Consider the following 20,770-nt stretch of genomic DNA (forward strand, 5'->3'; position numbering starts at 1 on the left):
CTGGTGGTCTCGTTTGTCAGGTGACAGCGACCCGCTCGGGTTCGCGGGTGCCGGCACGAACCTTGGACCCTTGCGCTACATCCAGCATGTCGTCTCTGCTCACGATCTTGACCCTGGGCCGTCCCGCACTTCTTCCCAGGTTCCGCTCGTGGTTGTCGATGTTCTTCCACCCCTTCAGGTCGAGCCGCTGAGGTTGCCGGAGGGCGACGAGATCGTCGAACTCGGCCGTTCCCGCTCCGGGAGTCGCCAGGCGGCCACCGACGAAGTCGGCAACGATGCGGCGTGCTGTCTCGATCGAACACGACTTGTTCGTTCCGATCACCCCGGTCGGTCCGCGTTTCAGCCATCCCGCCACGTACGCCCCGCGCACGGCCTGCCCTGTTCTCGGATCGATGACAGCTCCCGCATCGTTGGGCAGCACCCCGCGCACATCGTCGAAGGGCAGATTGCCGACCGTGGCGCCACGGAACCCGATGGAGCGCAGAATGAGTCCCGACTCGATGGTCTCGTAGAAGCCTGTGGGTTCGACCGTCGATCCGGCACCGTCGAGTGCGGCGACGTTCCGCTCGACACGGATGCCGGTCGCTCGCTCGGTACCCAGTATTTCCACTGGTGTACGAAGGAATTGGAGATGAATCCGGCGGTTGCCGGTGCCGGATTCAGTCGTGCCGTAACCATCGAGGACCGCATGCCTCATACGCGTGAGAGAGTCCTCTGTGTCCTTGCGATGCACGATCTCGGAGGTTGTGACGTCCACGCCGGCAAGGTTGCCGAGACCGATCAGCTCGGGGGTGCTGAAGGCGGCGCTGTCCGCGGCACGCCGCCCGAGCACGATCACCTCTCGTATTCGGCTTGCGGCAAGTGCTTCCAGGGCGTAGTCCGCGATGTCGGTCTTCATCAGGCGACTGACGTCACTGACCAGTATGCGCGCGACGTCGAGTGCTACGTTTCCGTTCCCGATCACGACTGCCCGGCTGCTGGAGAAGTCGAATTCGGCACCGGCGAAGTCGGGGTGGCCGTTGTACCAGGCCACGAATTCGCGAGCGGAGTGGACTCCCGGCAGGGCCTCTCCGAGAATTCCGAGGGCGCGATCGCCCGCAGCTCCGCTCGCGTATACGACCGCATGATGATGGGCGAGCAGTTCCTCGTGCGAAATATGCCTTCCGATTTCGACATTGAGGTACACAATGCAGTTCTTCCGCCCTAGCGTCCGCGCGAAGGTCCCGACTACGTTCTTGGTTCGACCGTGGTCCGGTGCCACCCCGTAGCGGACGAGGCCCCCGATTACCGGCAGCTTCTCCACCACGGTGACCAGCACGTCGAGGCCTTTGGTGGCCGTCAGCTCGTCGGCGAGGTAACAGGCGGACGGTCCGCTTCCGACAATTGCGACGCGGAGCGTCTCGGACGCGGACCGGATCGTCGGCCGCTCCGCCCCGGGAAGTCCGATTTGCCTCGGTTGTATCGGATTGTCTTGGTAGTAGGCGGCGTTCAGGTCCGGAAACGCCTGCATCTCGGGCGTCATGTCCCCTTCCGGAACGATGGCGTCGACGGGGCATTCGTCCACGCACGCGCCGCAGTCGATGCACGTTGCCGGGTCGATGAAGAGCATCTCGGTGCGAGCGTAGGTCCGCTCGTCCGGCGTGGGATGGATGCAATCGACTGGGCACACCGAGACGCAACTGGCGTCGTTGCAGCATGGCTGCGTGATTACATGAGCCATTGGCGACCTGGCTTTCTGTCGGGCCGACTCGACCGCGACGGCAATGCCGTGAACAACAGGTGACAGATATCATATTTTGTCATTTGACCGAACGTCAACCCACTTGGGCCGGGACCTTTTCATCCGGAGCCGAGGGCCGGCTCGGTCGTGCCGCAGCACTCCGCGCCCGCGGTGCACGCGAAAGCCGGGTGACGCCTCTTCCCCGCCGGGGCTCTCACGCCACCCTTCCAGCCGAGACGTGGCTCGCTCTTACACATGACAATTTTCGTATTTCGTTATATCGCGTGGGTGCGAGCCACGCAAGAGGGACTTTCGCCTCTTGCGGGGTCGCTTAGAATTCGGGCCTGCTCACCGAGCGGCACTCCGGGGCGGACACGCGAAAGGCCCCGAAGCGCAGCGCGCCTCGGGACCCCTGCCGACAGTATTCGTGGTTCAGTTCAGACGAGCGTCGGCCGCAGACGTATCGGTGACGATTCCCGGCAGCATGAACTTGGTCAGCAGTCGTCGATGGTCGGCATCGTCTCCCTGGTCGAAGTCCATTCGTCCGACCAGTATCAGCTCTACCAGAGTTATCCACTCGGCGATCTCGTCGTCGGAAACCCCTTCGCGGACCTCCCCGCGCTCGCGCGCTTCGTCCATCAGCGGCGCCCACATCTCGTGCGTGAGCCGCTTGGCCAGGCCGGAGCTGCCGAGTAGCGCCGTCGCCATGTCCATGTGTTCGGGGCTGACGATCAACCGAATGATCGGGTCCTTCCGCCCCCGGTCCACCAGAAAGATGAGACCGTCGACCACCTGCTCGGCGAAGGTCTTCCGCTTTCGCAAATACGCACGTGCCTGGTCGAACAAACGGCGCGAGCGGACTTCGATGACTGCTGCGATCAAGGTGTCGCGATCGCGAAAATAGCGGTAGATCGTTGGCCGGGAGACGCCGGCCTCCTTCGCGACATCGTCCATGGTGGTCTTGACCACCCCGTACCGCTGGAAGGCCGTTTCCGTGGCCTCGAGGATCTGAGCACGCGCCTCCTCGGCGTCCTCACTGAGGACACTCCCGTTCCGTCGTCGCGCCATGCCGCCTCCCGCAAACTCGGCGAATCACCGATAAATTCGTGTTCATGATACAAGGGCCGGATTTCGTCCGCTGTCCCCACCTCATGCCTCTGCCGACCGTGGCGCAGGCGTGCGGACGAGCCGGTTCCCCGTGGCGGCGGCGCACGACGGATCAGTGAGCGGTTCACACCCGAGGCCGGTGGACATCTGCCTCGAATTGCAGACCGGAGGTGCTGTGGATATCGGTTCTGTGTTCGCAGCGACTCATTCGTTCCGGGCGTGCGGCGATGTCGATCGGTGACGTTCGAGCGGCGGGGCATGCGTGCGCATACCCCGCCGCTCGAGCGCCGACGTCGAACCGTTCTTACGCCTCCGGTGTGAATCGGATGGGCAACCGCATGCACCCCCGCACCTGGGTGGCGTGCAGGAGAGGCGGCTCCTCGGAAATCAGGTCGTAATCGGGAATCCGTCGGTGCAACTCCTCGAGGGCGAGCGACAGTTCGATCCGCGCCAGGTGGGAGCCCAGGCACCGGTGGGGACCCGAGCCGAAGGAGAGATGCCGATTCGGGTGACGTTCGAGCTGAAGCTCATCCGGGTCGTCGAATTCCTCGGCGTCACGGTTGGCCGAACAGAGCATGAGGATGAGCTGATCACCCTTCTTGATCTGCACACCACCGAGTTCGACGTCGCGAGTCGCACAGCGCCCGGGCACCACTGCGGCCTCGATCCGAAGGATCTCTTCGACGGCACTGGGTATCAGCGATTCGTCGGCGATCAGGGCTTCGCGCTGGTCCGGATTGTTGACCAGGTGAATAACGCTCCACGCCAGCGAACCCTGCACCGTGTGCAGTCCCGCGATGAGCAGCAGGAAGAACATGCGGTTGAGCTCTTCGTCGGTCAGCAGCCGCTTTCCGTCTTCGAGCTCGACCTCGGTATGAATCAGAGCGGACGTGACGTCCTCGCCGGGCATCTTCCGCCGCTGGTCGACCATGTTCTGGAAGTAGCCGAGCATCTGCATTCCGGCGGCCGCGCGCGCCTGCTGGGACTCCTCTTCGCCGGCACCCGGCTTCCCCATCAGGATGGTGTCGGTGGCCTCGGTGAACATCGGCGCGTCCGCGAGTGGCCAGTCCATCAGCGCCAGGAACACCCGGGCCGGCAACTCGTGAGCGAATTCGGAGATGAACTCCGCCTGTCCCCGGGCGGCGAATCCGTCGATGAGTTCGTTGATCACTCCACGGATCTGCTCGGTCAGTGCCTTCATGCGATTGGGTGAGAACAGCGGTTGCAGCGCCGTGCGATAGCCGGTGTGCTCCGGGGGATCGAGCTCGATCGGGATGAACTTGCCCATGCCGCCCGGTCCGGTAACGAGGTTGTTCGGGTAGCTCGAGAACGTCTCGGGATCGCGCAGGACTTCGTGGATCTCCTTGTAGCGCGTGACGATCCAATGTCCGCCATGCGCTGTCGAGTAGACCACCGGGCCCTTCGCCGCCAATTCGGCGGCCTTGTCCTGAACAGTGTCGACCGGGCCGGCCAACGACGGATCGTAGATGTCGAAGTCGACGACGAGCTCTTCAGGAGCGGCGCCGGCAGCTGTCGTGCTGGTCATGGTGAGTTCCTCGATCACAGTAGGGTCAATTGAATTCGATGCTCAGGGCGCGTTCCGGGCATACCAGGGCCGCCGCCTCGGCGGCGGCGATTTCCTGATCGGTACTCAACAACGCCTTCAGCACGACCGGATCTCCCGCGTCGTCGCAGTCGAGTATCTGCGGAGAACGGCCGTAGCACAGTCCGTGTCCGGCGCAGGCCGAACGGTCCACCACCAGTCGCGGCACTCCGGCCCGGCTCGGCGGGGCAAAGCTGTTGTCGTGCAGTGTCATATGAGCTCCTTGCTCGAACAAGGGCCGCCTCCCTGCAGGGACGGTGTCGGCAGAGGACAGCAGGAGGTCTCACGGGAGCGACGGGGCGCGTGATAGCCATCCGGCGCGCCCGGCCCCTCTGTGACTCACATTACGACCAGTTACATATTACGTCAATCGATATTTGTCATCTGTTGACTGTCCGCGCCACGGCTCCTATAGTTTGTGACACGCTCCACACCAAGCACCCGTGCGGCCCCCTCTCACTCCACCCCTGGCGACCACCTCTGCCTTGTCGCCCGCACCACGGGGACCGTACGCGCCCAACAACTTCCGTCCACACATCGGACACGAACCAGAACGGGAAAGGACAATCATGGGACGCCTCCCAGACAAGGTCGCTCTCATCACCGGAGCGGGGTCCGGCCTGGGACGCCAGTGCGCTCAGCTCTTCGCTTCCGAAGGCGCAAAGGTGGCGGTGGTCGACATCGACCCGGAGCGCACCAAGGGAACCGTGGAACTGATCGAGCAGCACGGCGGCGACGCCATCGCAGTGACTGCGGATGTGCGCAGGGAACAGCAGGTGATCGACGCCGTCGCGGCGACGGTCTCCGCCTTCGGCAAGCTCGATATCGCCTTCGCCAACGCCGGTGTGGTCTCCCGCGGTGGCGTGCCCTCGGTCGCCGGGGGTGAGCAGGTCGAATTCGAGGATCTGACCGATGCCGACTGGCAGGACGTGGTCGGCGTCAACCTCTCCGGTGTTTTCTACACCGCCAAGGCTGCGGTTCCCGCCCTTCGGGCCAACGGCGGTGTCATCCTGGCGACCTCGTCCGCCGCCTCGTTCGTGGCGTACCACAGCATTGCGATGTACTCGGCCACGAAGGCGGGAGTGAACGGCCTGGTGCGGGGACTGAGCCTGGACCTGGGCAAGTACGGCATCCGGGTCAACGCGATCGCTCCAACGCACGGCATGTCGCCGAACTTCCTGGCGCCGGCCGGAACCCCGGTGGTGGGACAGTCCTACGAAGAGGTCGCCGGCCCCTGGGATCCCGGCATCTCCCCCATCCCCCTCAAGCTGAATCGGCCACCGTCACTGATGGACAACGCGCGCGCAGCGTTGTTCATGGTCTCCGACGATTCGGCCTACATCTCCGGCGTCACGCTGCCCACGACGGACGGTGGCACGCTCGCTCGGGTCAGCATGTGGTTCCCCGAAGACCAGGGCACCCCGACCCTCGACACGGACGCCTGAGACCGAAGACGGCGAAGGGTGGGACCGTGAGGTCCCACCCTTCGCTCCCTCGGAATCCCACTGCGAGCACGCGCAGCAGTGCGGACAGCCCGGCGACCGAACCGGCGATCCCCCTACCTCGAGTCCAGGTATGTCGTCACAACCAGGATCAAGATGACCAATCCGAAGACGACTACCTCCTGACGGCGGGTATGGGTCTCGCACTGGCGCTCCGGGTCTTCCACGTTCTTACGAAAGCTCATGGGCCGCTCCCCCGGTTCAGTCCCCCACATGCTCGATTTCCACCAGGAGGTCGCCGGTGTGCTGCCCGATGACGTCCACTCCCCCGTCGAGGGTTCCCAGCCTCACGATGCCGTCGTGGTAGCTCTGGTCGCCGTAGTAGAGGACGAGGTCGTTCCACGGCGCGTAGTAGCCGATGTCCCCCGGGGCAGGGTCTGCGCCGGGTGGGGCGCCGGTGATCGACAGGGACGTGGGTAGCTCGGCGACCTTTTCCACGGATCCGAAGTCGGTCATGGTGAGGGTCAAAGGGAGCTGCGCGAGGAGGTCGCGACCGGCAGGGGTGTCCGACAGCGTTCCCGTCAGGCGTTGCCCGTCGACGATGAGTGCGATACGGATGCGGTCCCACTCGTCGTCGACGGTGGGCTCCGGAGGACTGCTGCACGCGGCTGCAAGGGTTACGAGAGCCAGCGACAGCGACACGTGCACTGCACGAAAGCGGGTGTCCATCGGGCTTCCTTCGGCGTGGTGGTTCGGGCGTGCCCGTGCATGCGCTCAGGTACTCCGGGCTGCAGATCAACCGAGGGTGGCGGTGTCGATGACGAACCGATAGCGGACATCGGACGCCAGGACGCGCTCGTAGGCGTCGTTGATCCGGTCCGCGGGGATGACCTCGACGTCGGCGCCGATGTCGTGTGCGGCGCAGAAGTTGAGCATCTCCTGGGTCTGGCGGATGCCACCGATCATCGAGCCGGCGTAGGAGCGGCGGCCGCCGATGAGGGAGAAGACGTTCAGGCTGAGGGGTTCGGCCGGTGCACCGACGTTGACCAGGGTGCCGTCCACCGCGAGCAGACCGAGGTAGGCGTCGACATCGATGGCGGCACTGACCGTGTTGACGATCAGATCGAAACGGCTCGAGAGCTGCTCGAATGTGGCCGGATCGCTGGTGGCGTGGTAGTGGTCGGCACCGAGCCGCAGGCCGTCCTCCCGCTTCTTCAACGACTGGGACAGCACCGTCACCTCGGCTCCGAGGGCGTGGGCGATCTTGACGGCCAAGTGCCCCAGACCGCCGAGACCGACGACGGCGACCTTCGTGCCCGGTCCGGCGTTCCAGCGCCGCAACGGCGAGTAGGTGGTGATGCCGGCGCACAGCAGCGGCGCAGCGGCCGCGAAGTCGAGCGTCTCGGGCACGGAGAGCACGAAGTCGGCGTCGACGACGACGTGGGTGGCATGGCCGCCCTGGGTGGTGGTGCCGTCCCGGTCGACGCCCGCGTAGGTGGGGACCATGCCGTCGAGGCAGTACTGCTCGTCGCCGTTGCGGCAGTTCACGCACTCGCGGCAGGAGTCGACCATGCAGCCCACTCCGACGCGGTCACCGACCCGGTGGCGGGTGACGTCGGCACCGACCTCGGCGACGAGACCGACGATCTCGTGGCCGGGGACGAGCGGGTAGGGCTGGGGTCCCCAGTCGCCGCGGACGGTGTGGATGTCGGAGTGGCAGATGCCGGCGTACTTGATCTCGATGAGCACGTCGTTGGGTCCGACGTCCCGTCGTTCGATGACCGTCGGGGCCAGCGGCGCGGATGCGGACGAGGCTGCGTAGGCATGGACACGCATGGAGGCTTCTCCTCTGAGTGGAATTGCTGTGGTTTCGGGCCGGGCTGAAGGTTCAGGCGAACGCACGGTGTTCCGGCGTGCCGGCTGTCGGTGGGCGGAGCAGGACGTAGCCGACGAGGCCGAGCAGGGCTGCCGTGACGGTGACGACGCCCAGCGGCACCGCGGTCTCCGGGCCGGCCAGCCCGACGAGGGGTGCGGTGACGCCGCCGAATGCGAACCGGGCCAGCCCCAGCAGCGAGGCGGCCGAACCGGCCACCTCGGGATAGTTCTCCAGCGCGAGGGACGTCGACGGCGGGGTCGTGACCGCCACCCCGCTGACCATCGTGAGCAACGAGACGACCATCGCGGCCAGCGGCAGGTGTGCGGTGGCGGTGAGCAGCACGCCACCGGCGCCGGCCACGACCATGATCAGACCGGCGACCAGGGTGCCGTAGACCGACCACCGCTCCGCGATGCGGCCGGCGAGGTATCCGAAGACCATGAATCCCAACGAGTTCAGCCCGAACGCATAGGAGTAGCCCTGCGGCGACAGGCCGTAGATGCCCTGCAGCACGAACGTCGCGCCGCTGAGATAGGCGAACAGGGCGGCGTTGACGAACCCCGTGATGAGGACCGCGCCGAGGAAGACCCTCTCCGAGACCAGCCGGCGGAACACCCGCCCACTGTCGGCCAGGCCACCGGCTCGTCGACTACCCGGTGGCAGCGTCTCACGCAACACCCCGGTACTCGCTGCGAGGATGGCCACGCCCACGACGGCCAGGAACACGAAGGTGCCCCGCCAATCGGTGATCTTCGCCAGCTGCCCGCCGATGACCGGTCCGATGATCGCGGCCAGTCCGCCGAGGACGGTGAGCCGGCCGTAGTAGCGCAGCAGCCGGGCGCCGGAATACAGATCCCGACCGGCGGCCTGGGCAATGACGATGCCGACCGCACCGGTCAGCCCCTGCACCAGGCGCGCCGCGACGAGCATCTCGATGGTCTGGCTCACCGCGCACCAGGCGGACGCGGCGATGAAGGCCCCGACTCCGATCAGCAGCGGACGACGGCGACCGAACCGGTCCGACAGCGGACCGGCGACGACCTGCCCGAGGGCGAGTCCGAGCAGGCAGGCGGTGACGGTCAGCTGTGCCGCGGACGTGCTCGCCCCGAGGTCGGCGGTGAGCGCGGGCAGGACCGGCAGGTACAGGTCCATGGAGATCGGGCCGAAGACGGTGAGCAGGCTCAGCACGACACCCAGTGCCCGGCCCGGCGGGGCGAGGTTCGAGGCGCGGGCGACCTCGCCCACGGTGGTCCGGCTGTCGTCGCGTCGGACGGAGGTCAGGGATGCAGGCATGAACGAACGGTTCCTGATGAGTCGGGAGTCGGCCGCGCGGCAGACTCGGACGGTGGCCACCCACGGGTGACGATGGAGGTCAGGGGCGGAGCAGGACCTTGATGGCGCTTCGCTCGTCCATGGCCTTGTAGCCGTCGGCGGCCTGCTCGAGGGGCAACTCCAGGTCGAACACCTTGCCCGGGTTGATTGTTCGGCTCCAGATCAGGTCGATCAGTTCGGGCAGATACTGCCGGACCGGCGCCGGACCGCCGTGCAGGTGCACGTGCGAGAAGAACAGCTCCTCGCCGGGCAGCTGCACGTCGTGGGCGACCCCGACGTAACCGACGTGCCCGCCGGGCCGGGTGGACCGGATGGCCTGCATCATCGACTCCTGGGTGCCGACGGCCTCGACGACCGAGTGCGCGCCCAGCCCGCCGGTGAGCTCCTTGATCCGGGCCACGCCCGCGTCACCCCGTTCGGTGACGATATCGGTGGCACCGAACTCGCGGGCCAGCCGCTGCCGGGGTTCGTGACGGCTCATCGCGATGATCCGCTCGGCGCCGAGCTGCTTGGCCGCCAGCACCGCGAGCAGACCGACGGCGCCGTCGCCGACGACCGCGACGGTCTTGCCCGGTCCGGCCTCGGCGGCGACGGCACCGAACCAGCCGGTGCCGAGGACGTCCGAGGCGGCCAGCAGAGACGGGATGAGGTCGGGTTCGGGCATGCCCGGAGTGGCCACGAGCGTGCCGTCCGCCAGCGGGACCCGCAGGAACTCTGCCTGGGAACCGAGGCTGCCCATGATCACCCGGTGGACGCACGAGCTCTGATACCCGGCGCGGCAGATCTCGCAGGTGTTGTCGGACGCGAAGAACGAGCCGACGACGAAGTCGCCGACCTTCACATTCGCGACGTCCGCGCCGATCTCCTCGACGATGCCGACGTACTCGTGACCCATGGGGATCGGGCCGTCGTAGGTTTCGACACCGCGGTAGGGCCACAGGTCCGAGCCGCACACACATGCCGCGGAGAGCCGGAGGATCGCGTCGGTGGGTTCGACGAGGGACGGACGGTCGCGTTCCTCGACACGGACGTCGCCGGGGGCGTACAGGATTGCTCCACGCATGACGGTGCTCCTTGTTCGCACGAGATCTGATGTGGGTGTCCCGGCTGTTATCCGGGCCGATTCCATGGAACACCGCGCACCACCCGCGCGGGAGGTCGCGTTCATGGGGGGTACAAGCACAACCTCCCACGACGCCGCACCGGACGTACCGTGGACGGCGTGGACAACCGCGCCGATATCCGCAGCTTCCTCGCCACCCGGCGGGCCCGGCTGACCCCGCAGCAGGTCGGGCTGCCCGCCGGCGGCGGGCGCCGCCGGGTCCCCGGATTGCGGCGCGAGGAGGTGGCCGTGCTGGCCGGGGTGAGCACGGAGTGGTACACCCGCTTGGAGAAGGGCCACATCGGCGGCGTCTCCGAGGACGTCCTCGAGGCGGTCGCCCGGGCACTGCAGCTCGACGAGGCCGAACGCACCTACCTGTTCGACCTCGCCCGCGCCGCCCGGCCCACCCACCGCGCACCCCGCGCCCGCAAGCAGGCCCAGGTGCGGCCGAGGGTGCGGTGGATGCTCGACTCGATGACCTCCTCCGCCGCGTTCGTCCGCAACGGGCGCATGGACATCCTCGCCACCAACGCGCTCGGCCGCGCGCTGTACTCGCCGATGTTCGCCGACGACCGCAGAACCGCCAACATCGCCCGCTTCCAGTTCCTCGATCCCGGCGCTCGCGACTACTTCCCCGACTGGGACGGCGCCGCAAACGTGACCGTGGCACTGCTGCGCGCCGAGGCCGGCCGCGATCCCCACAACAAGGACCTGCGTCAGCTCGTCGGTGAACTCTCCACGCTCAGAGACGAATTCCGCGCCCGGTGGGCAGCACACAACGTCCGCATCCATCACGTCGGGAACAAGCAGTTCAACCACCCGGTGGTCGGCACGCTCGACCTCGTCTACCACTCCCTGGACCTGGCAGCGGACGACGACTGGGTCCTCGATCTGACCATCTACACCGCCGAACCCGGAACCGACTCCGAAGACCGGCTCAAGCTTCTCGCCAGCTGGGCCGCGACTCATCTCCCGGCCCACCCGGCGACCGAACCGTCCAGCTGACACGGACGGACGGCACCCGCGACGTTCGGTCGATCCTGCCGTCCCCGCCGGCAGACAAGGCCTTCCGCAGCGAGATGGAAAGCGCTCCCGGGGCGTCGGCCTCTACCCGTCGAGGAGCACGCCCGAGGCCGAGATCGGCCGCAGCACGATCCGGACGAGCGCAAGCGGGTTGTCGTCCCCGGCGCAGCGGTTGGCGTCGAGCGTGCCGCAGGTGCGGCACCGGTGGATGATCACCCATTCCCCACCCCCGCGCACGGTCACCGAGATGGGCTCCATCCGGCCCCCGCAGCCGGCGGCCCGGTCGCCGGGCACACGATCGACGTGCCTACTGGACAGGCAGTGCGGGCAGTGGTTGCGGTGCGCGGTTCCGGGCGCCTGCATCGGCACGTCCAGACCGCATCCGAGGCAGCGGAACGATGTTCCGTGCCGCGCGGGTGCGTCGCGATGTGCCGGCTTCGGCCGCTGCACTCGAGCTGTTCGATTGTTCCTGCGGGACACCGAGCGCTCCTACAGTTGTGCGAGATGCTCGAGCGGGAACGGCGGTTGCGCCAGCGGTTTCACCGCGATGCGGAGCAACAGCAACTGGTTGTCGTCCTCGACCACCGGGCACGCGTCGAGGCCACCGCAGGCGGTACAGCGGTGGATGAGCATCCACTCTCCGCCCCGGAGCACCGCGATCGAGATCGGGTGCGTGCGTGCTCCACACCCGGCGTCCGGTCCGGGTCGGTGCTTTCCGGCGAGGCAGTTCGGGCAGTGCGTCCGTGCTGCACCGGCAGGCGTCGCGGCAGGTACCGTCAGCCCGCACCGGATACATGTGAACGTGGAAAGGTGCGATATCGATGTGCCACTGTGGGACACTTGGGTTCTCCTCTGTGAGATCAACTGTGCTGCAATGTGTGCCGAGCACTGTCGATCCCGCGAAGACCTCACACCGGACAGGCGATCCGATGGTGGGTGCGGATCACCGGTCCGAGCGCTTCACGGGATCGTGAAGGAGCTCGGCGGCTGTCCGGGGCATAATTCACCACTTTCCATCCGAGTTCGACCGGCCTCTCCGCCGGACGCAGCAGACAATATTCACCACGGGGTGAACCCGCAAACGAATTACTGCGAGCGACCGTGTTCCGGTTCCGTATCCGACTGGCGGACAGTTCCGTTCGAACGGTCCGGGAACGGTGGTTCGATGCTGGACGGCTACCGGGCGCACGTCCCTCCACGCGGCGATCGACGCGGCACGGGTCAGAAGGTCCGGTGCCGGGCGAGTACCTCGAACGCCGGGTCGCCGGGGCCGATGTCGTACGTGCACTCGCCGCCGCGCGGGTCGGGCACGAACGCCCACAGCAGCGCGCCGGCGGCCCCGGCCTCGCGGTAGCCGGTCAGGGCCGTGTCCACGCGTTCGGCACGTTCGGGCAGCGGCAGACAGCTCCCGGCTTCTATGCCGAGCTCGGCCACCAGGATCGGCTTGGTCACCTGCCCGAGCCGCACCGGCAGCCACGCCGCCTCGTCGTAGTCGTGGTACTGCAGCACGTCCACGTACGGCGACCGGGCGAGCTGCGCGTAGCCGTCCCCGGCGCTGCCGCACTGGTCCCCGCCGATCAGGCCGAGGGTGATCGGGTGCCGCGGGTCCGTCTCCCGCACGATCCGGCCGACCGCGTCGGTCCACGCGCGCAGCAGCTGCGCCGAGTCGGGTGGGCAGGAGCGCCGCGGCAGGCTGCACGCGGCGTCGCCGCACACGCCGGGCTCGGGCTCGCCCAGCAGGTCCCACGCGGCGAGCGCCGGCGACACCCGCCACCGGTCCACGGCCAGGCGGACCCAGTCGCGGTAGCTGACCGCGAAGGGGGCCCGGCGCGTGGTCCAGCCGTGTTCGTACCAGGCGCGGTCCTTGTACAGCTCGTTGCCGCACGCGCCGTCCTGCGGGGACAGCACCGGCATGACGAGCTGGCCGTGCCGCTCGGCGGCGGCGAACACGGCGTCGATCGCCGCGAAGTCCAGGGTCCCCGTGACGCGGTTCAACGCCAGCGCCTGGAAGGCGTTGAACCGCGTCAGCGACGACGGCGGCAGCGACGAAAAGTACGCGTCCAGGTCCACCTGCGCGCCGCAGCCACCGTTGACGTCCCAGTCGGAGGCGAGCTGATAGGCGTTGAGCCCGGTCGGCCACCAGGGCTTCCCGTCCAGAATCAGGCCCCGCCCGTCGACCGTGACACGCGCCGGCGGCGCCGGCGGTGGTGGGTCCGGCGGTGGTGGGGACGCGCACGCGGCCGCGCCGACCAGACAGGCGACGACGACGGCGGCTGCGCGCATGGGCGAACGGTAGTCCCTGCCCGGCCGGACGGGAAGATGGTTGGCCACGGCGCACACGTCGGCGGGGTCGGGTGAGCTCGTGGCCCACCGTTCCCCGCCGCGGCGCCCGTCCTAGCCGATCCTGCGGCGGTACGTGACCATGGCGAAGATGTACGCGACGACGAGGATGCCGACACACCAGGCGAGGGCGATCCAGATGTCGGCACCGACCGGCTGCTGTGTGAACAGGTCGCGGATAGCGTCGACGATGGCCGTCACCGGCTGGTGCTCGGCGAAGGCGCGTACCGGGCCGGGCATGGTGTCGGTGGGCACGAATGCCGAGCTGATGAACGGCAGGAAGATGAGCGGGTAGGAGAACGCGATCGCGCCGTCCGCGGACTTCGCGGAGAGACCGGGAATCACGGCGATCCACGTCAACGCCAGGATGAACAGGATCAAGATGCCGGCGACCGCGAGCCACGCCGGCGCTCCCGCCGCCGAGCGGAATCCCATGAGGAGGGCAACGAGCACGATGACCACGACCGAGGCCAGATTGGCGACCAACGACGTCACCACGTGCGCCCACAGAACGGACGAGCGTGCGATCGGCATGGACTGGAATCGCTCGAAGATGCCGCTCTTCATATCAAGGAAGAGCCGGAATGCGGTGTAGGAGATGCCCGAAGCAATGGTGATGAGCAGAATGCCGGGCAGCAGGTAGTTCACATACGAATTCGACCCCGAGTTGATCGCGCCGCCGAACACGTAGACGAACAGCAGCAGGAAGGCGATCGGCATGATCGTGGTCGTGGTGATGGTGTCCGGGCTGCGCGTGATGTGGCGCAGAGAGCGCCCCAGCAGGACGGCGGTGTCGCCGAAGAAGTGCTTGGTCATCGTTGTCCCCTACTCTTCCGTGCCGGCACTGCGTCGTTGCCGGCGTCGCCGTCCTTGCCGTCGGCACCGACGACGGCAAGGAAGACGTCCTCGAGGGTCGGCCGCTTTTCGACGTATTCGACCGTGGCGGGCGGGAGCAACTGCTCGAGCTCGGCGAGGGTGCCGTTCACGATGATCCGGCCCTCGTGGAGGATCGCAATCCGGTCGGCGAGCTGTTCGGCCTCCTCCAGGTACTGCGTCGTGAGCAGCACCGTCGTGCCGTGCTCGGCGAGTTCCTGGACGGCCTGCCACACCTCGAGGCGCGCCTGGGGGTCGAGCCCGGTCGTCGGCTCGTCGAGGAAGATGACCGGCGGATCCGCGATGAGGCTCATCGCGATGTCGAGGCGGCGGCGCATGCCGCCCGAATACGTCGACACCTTCCGTGTGGCCGCGTCGGTCAGCGAGAAGCGCTCGAGCAGATCATCCGCGATCCTGCCCGGATCCTCGACGTGCCGCAACCGGGCGACCAGAACGAGATTCTCACGTCCGCTGAGGATTTCGTCGACGGCGGCGAACTGTCCCGTGAGGCTGATGGACTCTCGCACATCCGCAGCCTGCGTAGCGACGTCGAAGCCGTTGACGCCGGCACTCCCTGCATCGGCCTCGAGCAGCGTGGACAGGATTTTCACGACCGTGGTCTTGCCCGCCCCGTTGGAGCCGAGCAGGGCGAAGATGCTGCCCCGCGCCACGTCGAAGTCGACGCCGCGCAGCACCGGCAGGTCCTTGAACGACTTCTCCAGGCCCTGCACGCGGATCGCGGGCAACTGCACCTGATCGGTTGCCATCCGGATATCCGTTCTCTCGTGCGTCACGATTCGGGGCCCGCAACGCGATCGATGGTGTCGGTCAGCCGTTCCCGTTCCTTGCTGATCCACTGACCCTCCGGGTAGTTCCGGAGAAATGCCTCGGCGAACTCGACCGGGTCCTCCCCGACGACGGCGCGGATCGGCGTTCCGTCCGCCGCGCTCTGCTCGAAGAGATCGGCGAGGTCCTCGAACATCGAAGCCGCGCTGGCGGGGTCCCCCGGCCCGAAGTGCATCAGGTACCGCTCGAGCGCATCGATCGCCGTGCGGTAGTCCGCGGGAAGCTGTTTCGTGCGCGCCTTGTATTGCCGCCATCGCCGCTTGTCCCCGAGCATCTTCGAGATGAACATGGTCATCTGCCTCCTTCGCGGAGCTGTTCGAGCCGTTCTGTGAGGAAGCTCCATGTCCCCCAGAACTCTTCGAGGTATTCCTGTCCCTGCGCGTTGAGCGAATACACCTTGCGCGGTGGCCCCTTCTCGGACGGCACCTTCTCCACGTCGACCAGGCCTCTTTTCTCGATCCTGACGAGCAGGGCGTAGATGGTGCCTTCGGCGATGTCGGAGAAGCCCTGCTCCCGCAGCCATGCCGTGATCTCGTAGCCGTATGCGGGCCGGTTGGAAACGATCGCGAGGACGATGCCCTCCAGCGTTCCCTTGAGCATCTCCGTCATCTGCTTGCTCACGGAACACCTCCTCAACTACTAAGCGTTACTGACTACTGGTACATAGTAACGCTGAATAGCGGCGGCGCAAGCCCCTCGCGTCGAGACTCTCCGACCGACGCCGCAACCACTCGATCACCAGGACCTGGGGGAACTGCCCCGGAAACCCAATGTTCAAGTGGCGGCCATGCCGCGGAGATCCGAAGCCACGACACTGGATGAATCGAGTGCCGGTCGATGCAGAGGAGGCACTGACAGGACGGACGTGGCGGCCCACCGCCCCACCGCGCACCCCTCCGGTATGGCGCTACTGCGCCGAGTGCCCCCGCGCGCCGCACATCGCGGCGGTGTCTGTGCGGGTGCGCCGACGACAGGAGTTCCGTTCGACCACGCTCACAGCACCGCACCAGCACGAGGAGGCCCGAGATGCTCGGACTGAAGTTGCCCATGCCATCGTTGCCGACCCTCCCGCTGCCGGTCCGCTCCCCGGCGAGCAGGCCACCCGCGGACGTGGTCGTGCTCGACCACGACCAGGTCGAGGAACTCGGGCGCGAACTCGATGCGCTGCGCGCCCGCATCACCGCGGACCTCGGCGCCCAGGATCGCGACTACCTCTTTCGCGTCATCAAGGTGCAGCGGGGCGCCGAGGTGGCCGGCCGAGTTCTGATGCATCTGGGGGTGTTTCCGCCTGCGTGGCTGGCCGGCGTGGGCGCACTCGGGATTTCGAAGATTCTCGACAACATGGAGATCGGGCACAACGTGCTGCACGGTCAGTACGACTGGATGCGCGAGCCCGGCGTGAACTCCCAGGACTTCGAATGGGACATCGTCTGTCCCGCCGACCAGTGGAAATACTCGCACAACTACATGCATCACACCTACACGAACATCCTCGGGCGGGACCGCGACATCGGGTACGGCATCCTGCGGATGGACCCCGGTCAACGCTGGAACCCGTACTACCTGGGCAACCCGCTGTATGCGCTCGTGCTGATGCTCACCTTCGAGTGGGGCGTGATGCTCCACAACCTCGAGACCGACCGCGTACTCCGGGGCCGACGCCCGTGGCGCGACATCGCACCCTTGGTCCGCGGCTGGTGGCGCAAGGCCCGCCCCCAGGTCCTCAAGGACTACGTGGTCTTTCCCCTGCTGTCCGGGCCGCTGATGCTCCCGACGCTGGCCGGGAACGCCGCCGCCAACCTGGTCCGCAACGTGTGGGCGTTCTCCATCATCTTCTGCGGCCACTTCCCGTCCGGCGTGCAGACCTTCACGGAGGACGAAACCGCCGACGAGACCCGCGGGCAGTGGTACGTGCGGCAGATGCTCGGATCGGCGAACATCACCGGCGGCCCGCTGTTCCACATCATGTCCGGAAACCTCTCGCACCAGATCGAGCACCACTTGTTCCCCGATATCCCGGCGCACCGGTACCCGGCGATGGCGCCCGAGGTGCAGGCTCTGTGCGAGAAGTACCGCCTGCCCTACAACACCGGCGGGCTGGGCCGCCAGATCGGCTCCGTCTGGGTCAAGATCGTCGTGCTCGCGCTGCCGCCGGCCCTGACGCCACCGGTCCCGGCACCCGCAGTCACGATCGAGCGGCGCACCACGAGAGCCGGCGCCTGAGCAACGGTTCGCTGCAGGGCGTGTGATCAGCCGGCAGGTCGTGTGGTCAGCCGGCAGTGCGTGTGGTCAGCCGGCAGGGAGCCGACGTACGGCAACATGTCCGGCATGTGCTCGGATGCCGCGGCGAACCTCCTCGACACCGTCCCGGGACGCATGCTCGTCCACTGGTACCTGCGCGCCTACCGTGACGCGGATCCGCGGCCGTCCGTCGCCGCATTCGTCGAAGCCGACACCCTCGAGGGCTTCGTCGACGACCTCGTGCTGATCATCGGCGAGTACCTCTACGGCAACGGCGCCAACGACGTCCTGGACATGGCCCTCACCGCACCGGCGACGATCGAGATGGCCGAGGCGATCTGCGCCGCGCTGCGTCACCCGAGCCGGAACACCCTCGACTCCCCGCAGACCCACGAGGGCACGATCACCGAGCTGAGTCTGCCGCGGGTGCGCAACCGCAAGCGGCCCGGCGCGCTGCCCGACGGCGCGTTCTGGACCGCGACGCCCCTGCACGACGGGACGAGCGACACGTGGAGCGCCAGCGGCGAGAACCTGCGCGGCCTGAAGGACCCCGCCCGCTACACCGTGCACTTCGATCCGGACGTCGCGCGGATCGCCCGGATCGACACCGCCGGCGACTGGGCGGCCCTGATCGCCGACCATCCGCTCGAGTACCGCGGGGCGCGCGTCCCGGACTGGCCGTCGATCGCCGAGGAGTGGGACGCCGTGCACCTGTCGGCCCTCGGCCTGCTGTGCGCCCACCCCAGGCTGTCCGAGGTGCCGTACGACCGGTACGAGGCCGGCGGCTACCGGCACAGCCAGTCGGGGCCGTGGCCCGGGGTGGGCGACTGGTCGACGGTGAGCACCGCGTGGCTGCGGATCCCCGAACGGTTCGAGATCCGGCCCACCACCCGGGCCGCGCGGTAAACGGTTCGCGGCCGGACCCGGCGCGGCTCTACGGTGGGTCGCGATGACCGAGATACGTCCCGCCGAGCCCGCCGACGTCGACCGCGCGACCCGCACCCTGGCGCGCGCCTTCGCCGACTACCCGTTCACCCGCCACACCGTCGATGCCCGTGACCACCTGCGTCGCGTCGAGGAGTTGCAGCGGCTGTACCTGACCGAGATCGGCCTGCGCTGTGGGCGGGTGTGGGTGGCCGACGACGCGTCGGCCGTCGCGGTGTGGACCACCCCCGAGTCCACCGGAATCCCAGAGGCTTTCGAACGCATCGCCGGACGCGTCGCCGAGCTGTCCGGTGATCGGGCCGACGCGGCGGCGGCCGCGGAGGAGGCGCTGGCGCCACTGCGGCCCGTCGGACCGGTGTGGTTCCTCGCGACCGTCGCCGTGGATCCGGACCGGCAGGGCTGGGGCCTGGGCGGCGCGGTCCTCGAACCCGGACTCAGGGAAGCCCGCCAAGCGGGGGTGCCCGCGTACCTGGAGACGTCGTCGGAGCGGAACGTCGCGTTCTACCGCAGGCTCGGTTTCGACGTCGTCGGTTCCGTGACCCTGCCCGGCGACGGGCCGCGCACGTGGGCGATGGTCCGCAACCATACGCAGTAGGTGGCGGAGTTTCATCACGACGTCGAGGACCTCGCCGGGTAACGCTAGAACATGATGTGCATCATCTCTCGAGAATGGAAAGCGGCATCAATCCCGAGACGGTTCACCTCAGTTGTCGCGGACCTGCTTCCTCCGAGTTCCGGGCCGGCCACAGTCGGATTGCTCTGAACGGTTGACCAACACGTCGGCGCCCATGAATGCCACAGGCTGATGTTCGCTGTCGAATCCCACACATCCCCAGGAAGCAAGCAGGTATTTGCCGACGAACCGTCCCGAGCCGGCCATCTGCTTGACGAGGGCGCTGACGTCGAACTCGGAGTCCATCCAGCGACCCACACCGGGCGCTGAGTACCACCGCTGCACTTCGTCAATGATCGACTCGGGAACGCAACCAGCTACCGCGAGACGCGATGTCATAGTCATCAACCGTAGGACCCACGTCCGACATTCGCGAGGAGGGTCAGAAGCTCCTGGGGATGTCGAGGACCACGATCCCTGCCTCTTCCTCCAGCGCCTCCCACAGGTCCGGGCGGTCGAGCAGGTTCTCGGTACCGAGCACCGCGAAATCGCTGGGCTCTTCGTCTGTGCCGGTCTGATCGCCGCTGGCCGCGAATACCGCGATGCACGCATCGACGTGCTTGAGATCGTGCCGTGCCAAATACCGAATGCCGTCGAACCCCGCTTCGTGCAACGCCTTTGCCCACTGCTGGGTCAGCGGATCGTCGGTGGTGGTGAACATCTCGGAGGTCAATCCGAACTGGATCGCCCGGTTGGAGGTCGCGTCGGCGAGACGCAGATCCCTACGGACAATCACCGTTGAAATGTCCCGCTTGACGAGTTCCGGACGTGGGATGACGTAGATGCCGCTCCACGCCTCGAGCAAGGTGATGAGCTCGGTTTCCGCGGTGTAGCAGGTTCCCTCGGACCCGGTGAGATCGAAACGGCCGCCCCCATTGCTGCTGAACCACCACGCCCCCAGGCCGGCGGCATGACTGCGGTAGATCGTCGTACGGGCAGCCGGCCCAGTCTCAGGGAACCGTCCCCGGAGTGTGTCCGGGGACGGTGGCGGTTTCAGGTGTTGTTGTGCGCGGGAAACATTCACGAAGCGAGCCGTTCCGACGCCTGGCGGGCGAGCTTCTCGACATCAGCACTGTCACCGTCGAGCAGGGCCTGCCGCGGTGTCCGGCCGTCGAGTTCGGGTTGCGCACTCGACATCCACGACGCAATCGTCCACGGTTCGACGTCGGCATGGGCCCAGGCGCCCAGGACGTTCTTGATCCCCGCGATCGGTCGGTAGCCGGCGGCAGTCTCGGTGAAGCCATCCGACCAGTAGCCGGCAGTGCCCTCCGCGGCGGTCAGGCGCAACACGCGATTGTCCCTGACCCCCTGGCTGAGCGCCTGCTTCGACCAGCCGGTCACTTCGAGGGTCTGCTTGTGGGTCAGGATCGGGCCGATGTGCTTTTCCCACGCTCGGCGCGCTTTGAGGCTCGACAGCATACGTCTCACGCCGTCGGCCACGTACCGCGCGTCGTCGTCGCTGAGCTCTTCCGCGGCCATCCCGCTGGCGTCCAGCTGGTCGTCGACAACCTTCTTCAATGGAGTGCTCATACCTCGATCGTCCTCGGTCAAGTAGGTCAAGTAGGTCAAGTAGGTCAAGTCAAGTAGGTCAAGGGGACGTGGGCTGCACGTTCGGCGAGGCCGCGCCGTGGTCAACCCCTCACCGAG

At 67.2% G+C, this 20,770-nt stretch carries 23 protein-coding genes; 5 read left to right on the forward strand and 18 right to left on the reverse strand.

The features are described from left to right. Positions 1-16: 16 nt before the first annotated feature. The 4 genes from KZJ41_RS22320 to KZJ41_RS22335 all read right to left on the reverse strand — a co-directional run bounded on the left by KZJ41_RS22320 (position 17) and on the right by KZJ41_RS22335 (position 4,644). The gene (locus KZJ41_RS22320; protein ID WP_180986936.1) at positions 17-1,720 is read right to left on the reverse strand and encodes a 4Fe-4S binding protein; all 1,704 of its coding nucleotides are present in this window, start codon (positions 1,718-1,720) and stop codon (positions 17-19) included. A gap of 432 nt (positions 1,721-2,152) precedes the next feature. Then, positions 2,153-2,788 (reverse strand): TetR/AcrR family transcriptional regulator, encoded by a 636-nt coding sequence (locus KZJ41_RS22325; RefSeq protein ID WP_006936621.1) that lies wholly within the window; start codon positions 2,786-2,788, stop codon positions 2,153-2,155. A 343-nt stretch (positions 2,789-3,131) separates the two neighbouring features. After that, positions 3,132-4,373: a cytochrome P450 gene (locus tag KZJ41_RS22330; RefSeq protein WP_044475976.1), complete on the reverse strand. Its 1,242-nt coding sequence runs from the start codon at positions 4,371-4,373 to the stop codon at positions 3,132-3,134. A gap of 25 nt (positions 4,374-4,398) precedes the next feature. Next, complete coding sequence (locus KZJ41_RS22335) at positions 4,399-4,644, reverse strand: ferredoxin (RefSeq protein WP_006936623.1); 246 nt, start codon at positions 4,642-4,644, stop codon at positions 4,399-4,401. Positions 4,645-4,999: 355 nt separating this feature from the next. Between KZJ41_RS22335 and KZJ41_RS22340 the strand changes: the two genes are divergently transcribed. Further along, entirely contained in the window at positions 5,000-5,875 is an 876-nt protein-coding gene (locus KZJ41_RS22340; RefSeq protein WP_251549654.1) for an SDR family NAD(P)-dependent oxidoreductase, read from the forward strand. 258 nt (positions 5,876-6,133) lie between these two features. Here the strand turns inward: KZJ41_RS22340 and KZJ41_RS22345 are convergent, their stop codons facing one another. From KZJ41_RS22345 to KZJ41_RS22360, 4 genes are all read right to left on the reverse strand, one after another. Next, positions 6,134-6,601: a cyclophilin-like fold protein gene (locus KZJ41_RS22345; protein WP_051446014.1), complete on the reverse strand. Its 468-nt coding sequence runs from the start codon at positions 6,599-6,601 to the stop codon at positions 6,134-6,136. A 66-nt stretch (positions 6,602-6,667) separates the two neighbouring features. Beyond that, positions 6,668-7,708 carry an NAD(P)-dependent alcohol dehydrogenase gene (locus KZJ41_RS22350; RefSeq protein ID WP_251549656.1) on the reverse strand — a complete coding sequence of 347 codons (1,041 nt, stop codon included), beginning with the start codon at positions 7,706-7,708 and terminating at the stop codon, positions 6,668-6,670. A gap of 52 nt (positions 7,709-7,760) precedes the next feature. Next, positions 7,761-9,041, reverse strand: a complete 1,281-nt coding sequence (locus tag KZJ41_RS22355) for a multidrug effflux MFS transporter (RefSeq protein ID WP_043798377.1) — start codon at positions 9,039-9,041, stop codon at positions 7,761-7,763. Positions 9,042-9,120: 79 nt separating this feature from the next. After that, positions 9,121-10,143 carry a zinc-dependent alcohol dehydrogenase family protein gene (locus tag KZJ41_RS22360; protein ID WP_006936628.1) on the reverse strand — a complete coding sequence of 341 codons (1,023 nt, stop codon included), beginning with the start codon at positions 10,141-10,143 and terminating at the stop codon, positions 9,121-9,123. A 150-nt stretch (positions 10,144-10,293) separates the two neighbouring features. Here KZJ41_RS22360 and KZJ41_RS22365 point away from each other — a divergent pair, with 150 nt between their 5' ends. After that, entirely contained in the window at positions 10,294-11,187 is an 894-nt protein-coding gene (locus KZJ41_RS22365; RefSeq protein ID WP_050035783.1) for a helix-turn-helix transcriptional regulator, read from the forward strand. Between the two features lie 102 nt (positions 11,188-11,289). Here KZJ41_RS22365 and KZJ41_RS22370 read toward each other — a convergent pair whose 3' ends face one another. From KZJ41_RS22370 to KZJ41_RS22400, 7 genes are all read right to left on the reverse strand, one after another. Continuing rightward, positions 11,290-11,685: an RNHCP domain-containing protein gene (locus tag KZJ41_RS22370; RefSeq protein ID WP_006936630.1), complete on the reverse strand. Its 396-nt coding sequence runs from the start codon at positions 11,683-11,685 to the stop codon at positions 11,290-11,292. Between the two features lie 9 nt (positions 11,686-11,694). After that, positions 11,695-12,117: an RNHCP domain-containing protein gene (locus tag KZJ41_RS22375; RefSeq protein WP_306413677.1), complete on the reverse strand. Its 423-nt coding sequence runs from the start codon at positions 12,115-12,117 to the stop codon at positions 11,695-11,697. 309 nt (positions 12,118-12,426) lie between these two features. Further along, a complete protein-coding gene (locus KZJ41_RS22380) occupies positions 12,427-13,488 on the reverse strand; it encodes a beta-mannosidase (RefSeq protein ID WP_050035784.1) in 1,062 nt (353 codons plus the stop codon). A gap of 111 nt (positions 13,489-13,599) precedes the next feature. Further along, entirely contained in the window at positions 13,600-14,361 is a 762-nt protein-coding gene (locus tag KZJ41_RS22385) for an ABC transporter permease (protein WP_050035785.1), read from the reverse strand. Continuing rightward, a complete protein-coding gene (locus tag KZJ41_RS22390; RefSeq protein ID WP_050035786.1) occupies positions 14,358-15,185 on the reverse strand; it encodes an ABC transporter ATP-binding protein in 828 nt (275 codons plus the stop codon). Before KZJ41_RS22390 ends, KZJ41_RS22385 begins: the two co-directional genes overlap by 4 nt. Before the next feature lie 23 nt (positions 15,186-15,208). After that, complete coding sequence (locus tag KZJ41_RS22395) at positions 15,209-15,559, reverse strand: DUF1048 domain-containing protein (RefSeq protein ID WP_050035787.1); 351 nt, start codon at positions 15,557-15,559, stop codon at positions 15,209-15,211. After that, positions 15,556-15,885, reverse strand: coding sequence for a PadR family transcriptional regulator (locus KZJ41_RS22400; protein ID WP_050035788.1), 330 nt, complete (start codon positions 15,883-15,885; stop codon positions 15,556-15,558). Before KZJ41_RS22400 ends, KZJ41_RS22395 begins: the two co-directional genes overlap by 4 nt. A 405-nt stretch (positions 15,886-16,290) precedes the next feature. Between KZJ41_RS22400 and KZJ41_RS22405 the strand changes: the two genes are divergently transcribed. From KZJ41_RS22405 to KZJ41_RS22415, 3 genes are all read left to right on the forward strand, one after another. Further along, complete coding sequence (locus tag KZJ41_RS22405) at positions 16,291-17,487, forward strand: acyl-CoA desaturase (protein ID WP_050035790.1); 1,197 nt, start codon at positions 16,291-16,293, stop codon at positions 17,485-17,487. Positions 17,488-17,592: 105 nt separating this feature from the next. Beyond that, complete coding sequence (locus tag KZJ41_RS22410; RefSeq protein WP_235431093.1) at positions 17,593-18,411, forward strand: hypothetical protein; 819 nt, start codon at positions 17,593-17,595, stop codon at positions 18,409-18,411. 43 nt (positions 18,412-18,454) lie between these two features. Next, positions 18,455-19,045 (forward strand): GNAT family N-acetyltransferase, encoded by a 591-nt coding sequence (locus KZJ41_RS22415; protein ID WP_029545662.1) that lies wholly within the window; start codon positions 18,455-18,457, stop codon positions 19,043-19,045. Between the two features lie 108 nt (positions 19,046-19,153). On the opposite strand, the gene KZJ41_RS22420 is transcribed toward KZJ41_RS22415, so the two are convergent. The 3 genes from KZJ41_RS22420 to KZJ41_RS22430 are packed head-to-tail and all read right to left on the reverse strand — an operon-like array spanning position 19,154 to position 20,653. Beyond that, on the reverse strand, positions 19,154-19,462 hold the full coding sequence (locus KZJ41_RS22420) for a hypothetical protein (RefSeq protein WP_144415045.1): 309 nt from the start codon (positions 19,460-19,462) through the stop codon (positions 19,154-19,156). A gap of 43 nt (positions 19,463-19,505) precedes the next feature. Beyond that, positions 19,506-20,147 carry an RES family NAD+ phosphorylase gene (locus KZJ41_RS22425; RefSeq protein ID WP_084648595.1) on the reverse strand — a complete coding sequence of 214 codons (642 nt, stop codon included), beginning with the start codon at positions 20,145-20,147 and terminating at the stop codon, positions 19,506-19,508. Beyond that, positions 20,144-20,653 (reverse strand): hypothetical protein, encoded by a 510-nt coding sequence (locus KZJ41_RS22430; RefSeq protein ID WP_065922180.1) that lies wholly within the window; start codon positions 20,651-20,653, stop codon positions 20,144-20,146. The genes KZJ41_RS22425 and KZJ41_RS22430 overlap by 4 nt, the downstream gene beginning before the upstream one ends. Between the last annotated feature and the right edge of the window lie 117 nt (positions 20,654-20,770).

The organism is Rhodococcus sp. 11-3, from assembly GCF_023704055.1.
Lineage (GTDB): Bacteria > Actinomycetota > Actinomycetes > Mycobacteriales > Mycobacteriaceae > Rhodococcus > Rhodococcus aetherivorans.